Source organism: Ancylobacter crimeensis (genome assembly GCF_023016805.1).
In the GTDB taxonomy this organism is placed as follows: domain Bacteria; phylum Pseudomonadota; class Alphaproteobacteria; order Rhizobiales; family Xanthobacteraceae; genus Ancylobacter; species Ancylobacter crimeensis.
On record NZ_JALKCH010000001.1, the window covers coordinates 13,054 to 26,225 of the forward strand.

Genomic DNA, 13,172 nt, shown 5'->3' on the forward strand with positions numbered 1-13,172 from the left:
CAGGAAGTGTGAATGGTTTCAGTGGCGAAAGAACAGGTCGCGCATGTGCTGCGCGAAACGATCCGGCGCGTAGGCGGCCGCCCGTTCGCTTCCGGCGCGCCCGATGGCGATGCGCCGCTCTTCGCCGTCGGGTATCAGCAGGGCGCGCGTGCGTTCAACGAGGTCAGGCAGGCTCTCATAGAGAAGGCCGTTGACGCCATCCTCGATAATTTCGCGCGCGCCGCCGGCCCTGAATGCGAATGTCGCGGATCCGGCGGCCATGGCCTCGACGATGGCGATGCCGAAATGCTCCGCTTTCTCGGGGGACGCGGTGAGATCGACGCCAAGGCCGGTGCCATGCCAGTAGATGGCGGCATCGCGATACAGGTGTGCCAGTTCGTCGGCCGAGCAGTTGACGTGGAAGACGATGGGCAGGCCTTCCGCGCTTTCTTCGAGGCGGCGCAGATAGTCCATGTGCTCGATACCGGGCGTGGAGGAGCCGGCAAGGTGCAGCTCCCCCCCAATCGTGCCGTCTGCGATCAGAGCGCGGAACGCCTCTATGAGCAGGTCCTGCTGTTTTGAGTGCCCCCCGACGAAGAAGCGGCCGACGGAGAGGATCATGGGCTTCTTCGTTCGCGCGTCGCCCCCGAACTGTGGCACGGGCGGTGCGATGACGTGGATGGGATAAGGTCGGCTCCCGGACGCTTGTAGCGCCTGTTCGACCGCCTGGGCCGTGAAGCCCGAATTGACGATGAAACGCTCATATCCATCGAGTTCCGCCAGCCCTGGCCCCGGATACGGGAAGGGGAACTGGCAGTGGAACAGGTTGCGCGCCGCACGCGCCGATGTTGGCGGGTGAAGGTGGTTGCCCATCGTCAGCATGACTTCGAAAGGCCCGAGATCGTCGATCCGATCGAGCGTGACGGTTTGACAGGCATCCAGATCGATATCGAACAGCCGCCCGATCTGTCGCAGGCGCATCCGACTATAGGGATGAGGCGTGGCCAGGATGACCTGCCAGCGTTCGGAAAGCACCGCGGCCGTGGTGCAGAGATAACGCTCGCCGCCGCCCGGCGTGAGGGCATAGGGCGTATAGACCAGCGCGCGCGACGTATCAGACGGCAGTCGACGCACGGAGGGATCGCCGATGACCGCAGCACGGATCGTCTGTTGCTCGTCGCTGGAGCGATGCCGGAGATAGGCACCCCATCGGGCGCGAAGCTTGGCGCGATTAAGGGCGTTCGCCATGTCGTCAGGAGGCGTGCGCTCCCCCGAGCGGATGGCAGTCATTGCCGGGAGCAGCCGCACCGATTTTCCAAGCGCAGCGAGTTTGAGGCAGAGATCGATGTCCTCGCAGCCTTCAGGTTCAAAGGCGAGGTCGAAGCCATGAACGGCGGCGAAGTCCTCTCGGCGGACCAGCAGACAGGAAGCGGAGACGTAGTCCAGGGAGCGCGACGGCAGCAGAGCGAGGGGCGGAGCCCATGGCCCGGCCAGATGACGGGACGGCTCTCCCGTACCATCCAGCATCGCTCCGGCCTGCTCGATCGTTCCGTCGGCGGCGAGGAGGATAGGCCCGGCCGCCGCTGCCTCCGGATGAGCGTCGAGCTCGGCCATCAGCCCTTCGAGACAGCGAGGTGAAAGCAGAACGTCCGTGTCCAGAAAGCAGACGAACCGGCCCTGTGCCTGTTCAGCGAGGATGTTCCTTGCCTCGCCGCGATAGCGGTCGACGCCGAGCGGAAGGATCCGCGCTCTGCCGCGACCTTCATTCAGCAGAGCGAGGTCGTCCGGGGCGCTGCCATTGTCGGCGATCAGAATCTCGGAAGGCGGGCCAGCGTCGTTCGCTTCAATGTGCTCGATGCAGAGGAGCGTGTTCGGTGCATCATTCCGGCTGACGAGGAGGATGGAGACCTCCGGCTTCGTCTCGATCGGTAGATTGCCGGGCGCGGAAGGCGCGGCAACGACCGGCGTTGGGCTGGGCATGGTACGGCGGCACTCATCACGACAGGGCCGTAGGACGGCGTCCCACACCGTTCCATATAGCCCGGCCAATCGTTCCGTGCAGCCGCCGAGACGACGCAGGACGGGAATGTGACCGGGCATGTCCGCACGTCCGAGGCGTACATCGTAACGTTGGTCACGCTCCGGTGCCGGGCTCGGATCCGGCGCTTTCCGTCGACTGTGCGACCGGCGCCTCCCGTCGCCCAAGGCGATGCTGGACGGTTTCGCGGATGGTTTCGACGAGCACGTACAGCGCGGGGATGAGCAGCAATCCGGCGATTGTGCCGAGCACCAGTCCGCCGAACACCGTAACGCCGATGGAACGGCGGCTCGCCGAGCCGGCGCCGGTTGCCAGAATGAGCGGCACCACACCGAGGATCGAGGAGGCCGCGGTCATCAGAACGGGACGGAAGCGTTCGGCCGTGCCGGCCAGCGCGGCCTCTATTGCCGATATCCGATGCCGCTCACGGCGATCCTTGGCGAATTCGACGATGAGGATGGCGTTCTTGGCGGCGAGGCCGATCAGGAGCAGCAGGCCTATCTGGGCATAGATATTCAGGTCGATGCCCCACGCCAGCAGCGCCCCAAGCGCGCCTACCGCGGCAACGGACACCGAAAGCATCACCGCGACCGGCACCGTCCAGCTTTCATATTGCGCAACCAGGAAGAGATAGGTGAAGACGAGGCCCATCACGATGACCAGCGCGGTCTGGCTGCCGGCCTGTTTCTCCTGCAGAGCGAGGCCGGTCCACTCGAAGCCGAAGCCGGCCGGCAGAACGTCTGCCGCCAATGCCTCCATCCGTTCGATCGCCTGCCCGCTGCTGGTGCCGGCTGCGGCCTGCCCGTTGATCGCCGCCGATGGGAAGAGATTATAACGGTTTACCGCGCTCGGTCCGTAGACGGTAGAGATCGACAGCAGTCCCTGCAAAGGGATCATCGCCCCGCTCTGGCTCCGCACATGCAGACGCTGGATGTCAGCGATGCGGCTGCGAAATTGCGGCTCGTCCTGGAGGCGTACCTGATAAACGCGGGAAAAGATGTTGAAATCGTCGACATAGGACGAGCCCAGATGGGTCTGCAGGGCGCTGAAGATCGTCGCGGTCGACACGCCCAGAAGTTCTGAGCGGCCCCGGTCGATGTCCAGGAAAAGGCGAGGGACGTCGGCTGAGAAGGTGCTGAACACGCCGGACAGGCCCGGGGTGCGGTTCGCCGTGAAGATCAGGGCTCGCATGGCTTCGGCGAGTTCCTCCTGACTCTGTCCCTCACGCGCCTGAAGGCGCAGATCGAAGCCGCCCGTGGTGCCGAGACCGGGAATGGCTGGCGGGTTGAAAGCCGCGATGGAAGCCATAGAGATTCGCGCAAAGGCGGCGCGCAGGCGAGCCAGGATCGCGTCGATCCCCTCATTCGCACCGCGCTCGTTCCAGGGTTTCAGCGAGGCGATGACCATGCCGGTATTCGAGCCACTGCCGCCTACGATGCTGCTGCCCGATATGCCGATCGCATCGGCGACGCCCGGCGTCTGACGAAGCACGGTCGCGATCTGCGCCATGGTCTGGCTCGTGCGGTCCAGCGATGCCGCATTGGGGAGCTGTACATTGACGAAAAAGGAGCCCTGGTCTTCCGGCGGAACGAAGCCTGTGGGCAGCAGCCGGTACAAACCGTAGAGGCCGGTGCACAGAAGGAGCAACACGCCCGTCACCAGCACGAACTTCCGACCGAACGACGAGACCATGCGGAGATAGAGGTTGCGCGAGCAGTCGAGCCCGGCATTGAAGCGCCCCAGGAGCCCGCCGCGGGCTGCCGGCTTGGCCCCGCCCAGCAGGGCGACACAGAGCGCGGGGCTGAGCGTCAGGGCGTTGATGGTCGAGAAGCAGATGGTAACGAGGATGGCGGTCGCGAACTGCTGGTAGAGCCGCCCCGTGATGCCCGGAAGGAAGATGACCGGAACGAACAGCGCGCCGAGCACGAGTGTCGTCGCGATGATCGGGCTCGTGACCTGTCCCATCGTGCGCAGCGTCGCCGTGCGCACGTCGAGACCTTCCTCGCTCATCAGGCGCTGGACGTTCTCCAGCACGACGATGGCGTCGTCCACGACAAGGCTGATCGCCAGCACCATGGCGAACAGGGTGATCGTGTTGGCGGAGTAGCCGAGCAGATAAAGGACCGCGAACCCGCCGATCAACGAAACCGGAATCGTCAGCGTCGGGATGAGGGTGGCGCGCCAGTTCTGGAGGAACAGGTACGTGACCGCCACCACCAGCACGAAGGTTATCGCCAGCGTCACCAGGATTTCGCGGATCGTCTCGGTGAGGAAGGTCGTGGTGTCGAACACGATCCGGTAGGACACGTCGTCGGGAAAGCGGGCGGCGAGCACCTCAAGCTCCGCGCGCACCGCCCTCGCAACGGCGAGCGCATTTGCGTCCGATGACTGGTGGATCATCACCGTCGCGCTCGGCTGGCCATTGAGGGTCGAACGGGTATCGTAGGATTGCGCACCGATCTCCACCCGTGCCACATCACGCAGGCGTACGATCGCACCGTCCTTGTTGGTCCGGATGACGATGCTGCCGAACTCGGCGGCGCTCGCCAGCCGGCCCTGCGCTGTTACCGTCAGCTGAAGCTGTTGCCCGTCCACCGCAGGCTGCGAACCGATCAGACCGGCAGAAGCCTGGGCATTCTGCGACTGTATGGCGGCCGTGAGGTCGGCTGCCGTGACGCCGAGCGCCTGCATTCGATCCGGGTTCATCCAGATCCGCATGCTGTAGACCGGCCCGAACACGCTGGCGTCACCGACGCCTGGGATCCGCGCAAGCGCATCGCGGACATTGATCGTGGCATAATTGCTGAGAAAGAGGTTGTCCCGCGTTCCTTTCGGCGAATAGAGGGCGATGCCCATGAGCCGGCTGGACGAACGACTGCGCACGGACACGCCGGTCTGTGTCACCGCCGCCGGCAGGCGGGGCATGGCCATGGTCACGCGGTTCTGCACATTGACCTGTGCCATCGCCGGGTCCGTTCCCACGGCGAAGGTAACCGTCAGGGAGTAGGAGCCGGTATCCGTGCTCGATGAGGACATGTAGAGCATGTCCTCCACCCCGTTCACCTGGTCCTCGATCGGTGCGGCGACGCTATCAGTCAGAACGCCGGCACTGGCGCCCGGGTAGGTGGCACTAACCTGCACCTCGGGCGGTGTGATCTGGGGAAACTGGGCCACGGGAATGTTGAGCAGCGCCAGCGTGCCGGCAATCGTCATCACGAGTGCGATGACGATCGCGAAACGCGGACGGTCGACGAAGATGGCCGACAGGTTCATTGTGCGGCTCCGGACGAGGCCGGAGCATCCATGTCGGCGGCGAGGGGATCCGCCGCTTCCGTCGCGCTCACGGCTGCGCCGGGCTCGGCATTCTGCAGCCCTTCGACGATGAGCCTCTCACCCTCGTTGAGGCCTTCCTCGACGATCCAGTGCCCGTCGCGCTGGCCGGAGACGCGGATGCGCCGCATGGCGACCATGTCACTGTCGTCCACCACGAAAACGAACTTGCCCTCCCGGTCTTGCTGCACCGCCCCGAAGGGCACCAGCGCGCGAAGCTTGGGCTTTTCCTCCCGCACCACTACGGTCACGAACTGGCCCGGCACGAGGAGCGAGCGGGGATTGGCGATGAGGACGCGGATGGCGAGCGTACCGGTCTGCGGGTCTATCTCGTTGTTGAAGAATTCAATCGTCCCGCGCTGTTGGTAGATCTGGCCGTTCGACAGGCGCAGCGAGGTGGTGAAGCGTTGGGCAAGCTCCTCCCTGCTGAGCCCGCCGGCCTTCACCTGCAGGTCGAGTATGGTGCGGTCGCTCACCGAGAAGACGACGCGGATCGGGTCGGTCTGCACCACCCGCGCCAACGTGCCGGAGGACGGGGTAACGAGGCTCCCTTCGGAGAAGGCGCTCATCCCGATGCGGCCGTCGAGCGGAGAGCTGATCGTCGTGTAGCTGAGATTGAGCTCGGCTTGCCGTACGCGCGCTTCTGCCGATTTTACGTTCGCCCGGGCTCCGTCGAGCGCGGTTTCGCTCTGTTCGAGTGCCGCCGTGGAGATGGTCTGACGCCCGACGAGGGACTGGTTACGCTGCAATTGACGCTCGGCATCGAGCCGAGCCGCCTGGGCGCTCAACAGGGAGGCCTGGGCCTCGGTCAGTGCGATCTCGTAAGCGTCCTTCTCGATCGTGAAGAGTTCCTGCCTCTTCGAGACGATATCGCCTTCCCGGAAGTGGCGGGTCTGCAGCACGCCTTCGACGCGCGAGAGGATGTCCACCGCGTTGATGGCTTCGACCCGCCCCACGAAATCGGTCTCAGGCGCGACATCCCGCATCTTCACCCGGCTTACGCCTAACTGCGGTGCGTCCGCCTGCGCGGCTGGTGCGGCGACCAGAGCGGGCGGAGCCAGGAGAAATGTGGCTGCGATCAGCATACGCAAGGCGATGCAATTCATGACGACTCCTGCATCGACCACGCGGCACAGCCCGACCATATCATGCCCGGAGGGAGTACGAGGATAATCATCCTCTATTCTCTCTCCCGGCGCGGTCGCCTTGCGATGGGTTGGCAGGCGTCGCGGTTCGTCCCATCAAGCCGTGCCCGACATGGGTATCTGAAGGAACTGTCATGGATCTCGTCTTGCGTCGCATCCGTCTTGATGACGAGAAGCCTCTCATGGATATCGGGATCGCGCACGGGCGCATCGTCGAGATTGCCGGAACCATCGATAAGCAGGCCGAGGAAGAGATCGATGCCGGCGGCCGTGCCGCGTTGCCGAGCTTCGTCGAGCCGCACATGCATCTCGAGAAGGCGTTCCTGCATCGGCGCCTGCCGTCGCGGTCGGGAACGCTAGAAGAGGCGATCCGCGTCACCGGTGCGCTGAAGGCACGGCAGACACGCGACGACGTTCTGGAGCGTTCCCGTCGCGTGCTGGATATGGCCGTTCTGAACGGAACGACCTTCATCCGTGCGCATCCCGATGTCGATCCGATCCAGGGGCTGATTGGCGTCGAGACCGCGCTCGCGCTCCGCGATGAGTATCGCGATCTCATAGACATCCAGATCGTTGCCTTTCCCCAGGAGGGCATTCTGAAGGCGGAAGGCGTGGAGGCCCTTATGGCGGAAGGGCTCGACATGGGGGCCGACGTTGTGGGTGGCTGCCCCTACAACGAGGCTACCCCCGAGGACACGCGAAGCCATATCGACAGGGTCTTCGCTCTCGCCGGGCAGCGCGACCTGCCGATCGACATGCATGCCGATTTCGCCGATGACGTGAGCGATCCTCGCTACGCGGCCGTTCGCTACATCGCGGAGAAGACCATCGCGACCGGTTACCAGGGCAGGGTGGCGCTTGGGCATGTCACCAGTCTCGGTGCCCTCGAGCCGGACCAACTCGCGCCGATCATCGATCTTCTTCAGCGTGCCGACATCCATATCGTGACGCTGCCGGCAACCGACGTGTATCTTGGCGGACGCGGCGATACATCCAATCCGCGCCGCGGCCTTGCGCCGGTGCGCTCACTCTATGAAGCGGGCGTCAATGTCGCCTATTCGTCGAACAATATCCGCAACGCCTTCACGCCATTCGGCAAGGCCGACCCGTTGCAGATCGGGAACCTTCTGGCCCATCTCGTCCAATTCGGCACGCCGGAGCATCAGGCCGCGATCATCAGAATGGGCACGCACAACGCCGCGCGGGTGGTGGGCGTCGCAGAGGACTACGGGCTGGAGGTCGGCAGGTGGGCGGATATCGTCATCCTCGACACCTACAGCGTAGCCGATGCCTTGCTCGACCTGCCGGCCCGCTCCTGGGTGTTGAAGAGGGGACGCGTCGTCGCAATGAGTTCCGTGGAGGCGACCATCTGCCGGGACTGCGGGCGGCAGCACGCCATGCGGTTTCGGAGGTAGAACGACGACAGATAGCTGCCTTGGCGTCGTATAAAATATGGAAGATGTCACGGCATCTTCTGTTACGATCTTCTTGTTCAGGGCGCTTGGCGAGCGACGGGAATGGTGCTGGAGGATCGCAGGCAGATCGGGAAGACCTTCCAGCGTGAGGTCATGCTGCCTGTCACCCTGCTTGTGGGACTGATGATCCTTGCGGTCATCGGGACGGTCATCTGGATTGCGCACTGGCAGACCGCCGATGTTCAGGCGCGCGAACAGGCACTGGCGGCCAGTGCGATCGCGGAGCGGTTGTCCCTGTTGGAAAAGACCGCTGACGACTACGCGTTCTGGGACGATTCCTACGAGCATGCCGGACGCGACGACAGCGAATGGGTCGACGCCAATGTCGCGAAACCCGTAGCCCAGAAATATGGCTTCCGGCTGATCGCGGTCGTCGATGAAAAGGGCCGCGCCACGTTCGGTGCCCGCGACGACACGAGATTCAACGGCCCTATGGGGCAGGTGCTGACAGGCGGCTTCGAGCAACTCCTCACCCAACTCGCACCGGCTACGGGCAAGGTCACGACGTCCGGCGTGCTGATGCTTGGTGCCGATCCGGCCCTGGCCGCGGTTTCCCGGATTCGTCCATTCGAATCCAAGCCTGCCGCGGATGATGCCGTCCGGCAGCGTTTTCTCGTCTTCGTCGATGCGCTGAACCCGCCCCAGCTTGCCGCGATTTCGCGCGCCTATCTGCTACCCGACCTCCACGTCGCGGCACAGGCCTCTGCGGATACGTCGCTGAAGCTGGATACGGTCGACGGCGGCAAGCCTGTCCTCCTCGCCTGGCGCGCGGCTGACCCGGGCGGCGAGATGTTGCACAGCCTCCTGCCCATTCTGCTGCTGCTGCTCATCACCTTCGGCGCATTGACCGTCTATGTGTTGCGGCAGGGGCGGGATGCCGCCGTCCGGCTACGGGAGAGCGAGGAGCGGGCGCTGCGTGATCCACTCACCGGGCTTCCCAACCGCGTGATGCTTCACGCCCGCGCCGAGGAGCTGATGGCCGGGTCGTCGAAAGCCGGATTCGCCCTTGCCTATCTCGATCTCGACGGGTTCAAGCAGGTCAATGACGAGTTCGGTCATGACATGGGCGACGAGGTTCTGAAGCAGTCGACCCGACGTATCGCCGCGGCCATTCGCGACGAGGATCTGCTCGCCCGGCTCGGCGGCGACGAATTCGCCGTGATCTTCCCCGATCTCACCGACTTCGCCGTGCTCCGGCAGATCACCGAGCGGATCATCGACGCGGTGAACGATCCGATCGTCGCGGGAGGGGCGGCGTTGCGGGTCGGCATCACCATCGGCGTCGCGCTCTATCCCTTTGATGCCACGAGCACTCTGGAGTTGGTCAAGGCTGCCGATGCCGCGCTGTACCGTGCCAAGCGCAACAGCAAGGGCACGGTGCAGTTCATCTCCGGCGCGCAGAGCGGTGCCCGCAACTAGGCCGAACGACGCCTGGGTGTTCCTGCCGAATGAAGGAGCCCAGCATGGCTTCGCATGTGGCCGAGGATCAGTTGCAGGTCTTTGCCTTCCTGGCCGATCCGAAAACCCATGGCGGCGTCGATGTCGTGCGGATTGATACGCACGGCGCTGCCGTCTTCTTGGCCGGAGCCGACGTTTACAAGGTCAGGCGCGGTGAGCTTTCCTTTCATGGATTTCTCCACGCTGGAGGGGCGTCGGGTCGCCTGTGAGAGGGAGCCGAGATTAACCGCCGCTCAGCGCCCGGCATAGACCTCGGCGACGCGCTGATCGTGACAGGAGCCAGGGGGCTGGCGCTCGGCGGTTCAGGGAAGTGGTGGACTACGCCATGCACCTGCGTCGTTTCGACGAAAGCGCGATCCTTTTTCGTGGCGGAGCAAGGTTGATCGAATAATTCTATCAATCTCAGGTCTTGCCTTGCAATATTACCGCCCACTTATCCGCAGGAGAGGGCGTATCGGGATCACGGGCGGCAAAAAGCCGTCCAAGTGTCTTAAACATCGCCGTAAACATGTTAATCAGGGCATGGCTCCCGTGGACGGAAGCCCGTGAAAGTGAGCTTGAACATGCGTGCGGCAGACCCGGCCAGGGTGTTTCCGGGATCGAGCGAACTTGCCGGTCGCGTGCGGGATTTTCGCTGGGACGAGACCAGCCTCGGACCCATCGCGCAGTGGCCTGCGGCCGTTCGTTCCGTCGTCGCGATGATGCTGCTCTCGCCGTTGCCTATCGTTACCCTATGGGGCGAGGACGGCGTCATGATCTATAATGATGCCTATTCCGTCTTCGCCGGCGAAAGGCATCCGCGTCTGCTCGGCTCCCGGGTGCGTGAGGGCTGGCCCGAGGTTGCGGACTTCAACGACAATGTCGTGCGTACTGTTTTCGGCCGTGGGGAAACGCTGTCCTACGAGAACCAGCAGCTTTATCTCGACCGCGGTCGTGGCCCCGAGCCGGTCTGGCTCAATCTCGATTATTCGCCTGTCGTCGACGAGGAGGGGCACCCGCTCGGGGTTATCGCCATTGTGGTGGAGACCACCGAAAAGGTGTTCGCCAATCGCCAGTTCGAAGAGGAGCGGCAGCGGCTGGAGCAGATGTACCAGCAGTCGGCTTCCTTCATGGCATTGCTCGAGGGGCCGGCGCACCGCTTCAAGCTGGTAAATCCTGCTTACCGCGAATTGATCGGCGGCCGCGACGTCGTCGGCCAGACCGTCGCCGACGCGCTGCCGGAGGCCGTCGCGCAGGGTTATGTCGACATTCTTGATGAGGTGTTCCGCGGCGGTCGACCTTATCGCTCCTATCAATCCGCCTTCGATCTCGATGTTGCGGGTATCGGTACCCAGCGGCGCTATGTGGACTTCATCTATCAGCCGATCGTCGATCTCGGCGGGCACGTCACCAGCATCTTCGTCAATGGCATCGACGTTACCGACGGCGTGGCCGTACAGGAGGCCCTGCGCGCGAGCGAGGCTCAGTTCCGGACCTTTGCCCAAGTCCTGCCGAATCAGGCGTGGGCGGCGTCAGCCGATGGCCTGCTCGACTGGTTCAACGAGCGCGTCAGCGCCTATAGCGGACGCAAGGTCGAGGATCTTCGCGGCAAAGGCTGGCTGACGATCATCCATCCTGAGGATCGCGATCGCGCGCAGGCGGAATGGCAGGCGGCGCTGGAAGGCGGCGAATCCTACGAGACCGAGTTCCGCATCCGTCGAGCGGACGGCGCGTATCGCTGGCATCTGGTGCGGGCCCTGCCGGTGCGTATTGCGGAGGGTTCCGTCACACGCTGGATCGGAACCAACACCGATATCCACGAGCAGAAGCTGATCGAGGCCGAAAGCCTGCGCGACCGGGACCGCATCTGGAACCTGTCTCCGGTGCTGAAGGTGGTGGCATCGGGCACGGGACAGGTCACTGCCGTCAATCCGGCCTGGACGCGGGCGCTTGGCTGGACGGAGGAGGAGACCGTCGGCCGCAACGTGCTCGATTTCGTTGCGGCGGAAAGTCGGGACGCGGCGAATGCACGGCTGGACGAGCTGCGAAGGTCCGACGTGATGACGCAGTCGGAAAGTGTCCTCCTTGCGAAGGGCGGCACTGTTCGGCGAGTTGCCTGGACCTCGGTTTCGGAAAACGGCGTGGTCTATGCCTTCGGCCGCGACATCACGGCCGAGACGGAGGCTGCCGCAGCACTGGCGAAGAGCGAGGCGGCTCTTCTTCAGTCGCAGAAGATGGAAGCCATCGGCCAGCTCACGGGCGGAATCGCCCATGACTTCAACAATCTTCTGCAGGTCGTCAGCGGAAATCTCCAGCTGCTCGCCGGCGACATCGAAGGGAATACCCGTGCCGAGCAGCGGGCGCGCAATGCCATGGAGGGCGTCCATCGTGGTGCCAGGCTGGCGTCCCAGCTTCTCGCCTTCAGCCGCCGCCAGCCTCTGGCGCCGAAGGTCGTCAATCTCGCGCGGCTGGTGCGAGGGATGGACGAGATCCTGCGCCGCGCCCTTGGCGAGGCAATCGAGGTGGAGACCATCATCAATGGTGGCCTGTGGAACACCTTTGTCGATCCCGGCAATGTCGAAAATGCGCTTCTGAACCTCGCCATCAACGCCCGCGATGCGATGGACGGGCAGGGCAAGCTGACCATCGAGACCGGCAATGCGTATCTCGACGAGCTCTACAGCCGCAGCCACGTCGATGTGGTGCCCGGTCAATATGTGCTGCTGGCGGTGACCGACACCGGTGCGGGCATGCCGCCGGAGATCATGGCGAAGGTGTTCGATCCCTTCTTCACCACCAAGCCGGAGGGCAAGGGTACGGGCCTCGGGCTTTCCATGGTCTACGGCTTCGTGAAGCAGTCGGGCGGCCATGTCGCGATCTACAGCGAGCCCGGCGAAGGCACGACCGTGAAGATCTACCTTCCCCGCTCCACGCGCACCGAGGATGAGCGTGTGCTGAGTGATGAAGGGCCGGTGAAGGGCGGCAGCGAGACCATTCTCGTCGTCGAGGATGATCGCGGGGTTCGCGAAACGGTGGTCGAGACGCTGCGTGGTCTCGGTTATCGGGTGCTTCAGGCCCCCGATCCGGCGGCGGCGCTGGTCATCGTCGAGAGCGGGGTTGCTCTCGACCTCGTCTTTACCGACGTCGTCATGCCCGGACCGATCAAGGCGACGGAACTCGCCCGCGCCGCCGTGGCGCGCCTGCCCGGCGTCAAGGTGCTGTTCACCTCCGGCTATACGGAGAACGCCATCGTCCATGCCGGGCGGCTCGACGACGGCGTGGAACTGATCGGCAAGCCCTATACGCGCGAGGCGCTGGCCGGAAAGCTGCGCCAGCTTCTCGGCAACAGGTCCGCATCCCTGGCGCAGACCGCTCCCACGCCCTCCGTCGCCGAGTCCCTTGCGCTGCCGAAAGGCAACCTGACCGTCCTTATCTGCGAGGACGACATGCTCATCCGTTTTGCCATTCTCGACATGCTGGAGGAACTCGGTCATGTCGGGGTCGAGGCTGGCGATGCCCACACCGCGCTAGGCTTTCTCGTCGAGCGCAAGGTTGATGTGTTGATGACCGATCTCGGACTGCCGGATATGAGCGGCATCGAACTCGTCCGACGCGCGCGAGAGCTCCATCCGCACCTGCCGGTCATGTTTGCCACCGGGCAGATGGAGGTCGAGGGTACATCCGAGGACGGAGAGACGGTGATCCTGACAAAGCCATTCGGCACTGGGGAACTTGCCGCCGCGATCGGGCGTCTGTCCAACGGCTAGA

Annotated in this window: 7 protein-coding genes; 4 read left to right on the top strand and 3 right to left on the bottom strand. The window is 64.2% G+C overall.

The genetic code is table 11. The annotated features are described in order from the left end of the window. Positions 1 to 18: 18 nt before the first annotated feature. From MWN34_RS00070 to MWN34_RS00080, 3 genes are read right to left on the bottom strand one after another with little or no spacing between them, the layout of a single operon-like run. Complete coding sequence (locus MWN34_RS00070) at positions 19 to 2,079, bottom strand: glycosyltransferase (protein WP_247025595.1); 2,061 nt, start codon at positions 2,077 to 2,079, stop codon at positions 19 to 21. A 34-nt stretch (positions 2,080 to 2,113) separates the two neighbouring features. Then, positions 2,114 to 5,290, bottom strand: coding sequence for an efflux RND transporter permease subunit (locus MWN34_RS00075; RefSeq protein WP_247025596.1), 3,177 nt, complete (start codon positions 5,288 to 5,290; stop codon positions 2,114 to 2,116). Continuing rightward, entirely contained in the window at positions 5,287 to 6,453 is a 1,167-nt protein-coding gene (locus tag MWN34_RS00080; RefSeq protein WP_247025597.1) for an efflux RND transporter periplasmic adaptor subunit, read from the bottom strand. The genes MWN34_RS00075 and MWN34_RS00080 overlap by 4 nt, the downstream gene beginning before the upstream one ends. Positions 6,454 to 6,674: 221 nt before the next feature. On the opposite strand from MWN34_RS00080, the gene MWN34_RS00085 reads away from it, so the two are divergent. The 4 genes from MWN34_RS00085 (at position 6,675) to MWN34_RS00100 (ending at position 13,171) form a co-directional block, all read left to right on the top strand. Continuing rightward, complete coding sequence (locus MWN34_RS00085; RefSeq protein ID WP_247025598.1) at positions 6,675 to 7,907, top strand: amidohydrolase family protein; 1,233 nt, start codon at positions 6,675 to 6,677, stop codon at positions 7,905 to 7,907. Between the two features lie 102 nt (positions 7,908 to 8,009). After that, the gene (locus tag MWN34_RS00090; protein WP_247025599.1) at positions 8,010 to 9,386 is read left to right on the top strand and encodes a diguanylate cyclase domain-containing protein; all 1,377 of its coding nucleotides are present in this window, start codon (positions 8,010 to 8,012) and stop codon (positions 9,384 to 9,386) included. 44 nt (positions 9,387 to 9,430) lie between these two features. Then, on the top strand, positions 9,431 to 9,634 hold the full coding sequence (locus tag MWN34_RS00095; protein ID WP_247025600.1) for a hypothetical protein: 204 nt from the start codon (positions 9,431 to 9,433) through the stop codon (positions 9,632 to 9,634). A gap of 354 nt (positions 9,635 to 9,988) precedes the next feature. Then, positions 9,989 to 13,171: a hybrid sensor histidine kinase/response regulator gene (locus MWN34_RS00100; RefSeq protein ID WP_247025601.1), complete on the top strand. Its 3,183-nt coding sequence runs from the start codon at positions 9,989 to 9,991 to the stop codon at positions 13,169 to 13,171. The last annotated feature ends 1 nt before the right edge of the window (position 13,172 follow it).

Excerpts from the sequence above, each read along its gene's own strand:
- MWN34_RS00080 (WP_247025597.1), bottom strand. The coding sequence starts at position 6,453 with ATGAATTGCATCGCCTTGCGTATGCTGATCGCAGCCACATTTCTCCTG.
- MWN34_RS00070 (WP_247025595.1), bottom strand. The coding sequence starts at position 2,079 with ATGCCCGGTCACATTCCCGTCCTGCGTCGTCTCGGCGGCTGCACGGAA.
- MWN34_RS00100 (WP_247025601.1), top strand. The coding sequence starts at position 9,989 with ATGCGTGCGGCAGACCCGGCCAGGGTGTTTCCGGGATCGAGCGAACTT.
- MWN34_RS00090 (WP_247025599.1), top strand. The coding sequence starts at position 8,010 with ATGGTGCTGGAGGATCGCAGGCAGATCGGGAAGACCTTCCAGCGTGAG.
- MWN34_RS00095 (WP_247025600.1), top strand. The coding sequence starts at position 9,431 with ATGGCTTCGCATGTGGCCGAGGATCAGTTGCAGGTCTTTGCCTTCCTG.
- MWN34_RS00075 (WP_247025596.1), bottom strand. The coding sequence starts at position 5,290 with ATGAACCTGTCGGCCATCTTCGTCGACCGTCCGCGTTTCGCGATCGTC.
- MWN34_RS00085 (WP_247025598.1), top strand. The coding sequence starts at position 6,675 with ATGGATATCGGGATCGCGCACGGGCGCATCGTCGAGATTGCCGGAACC.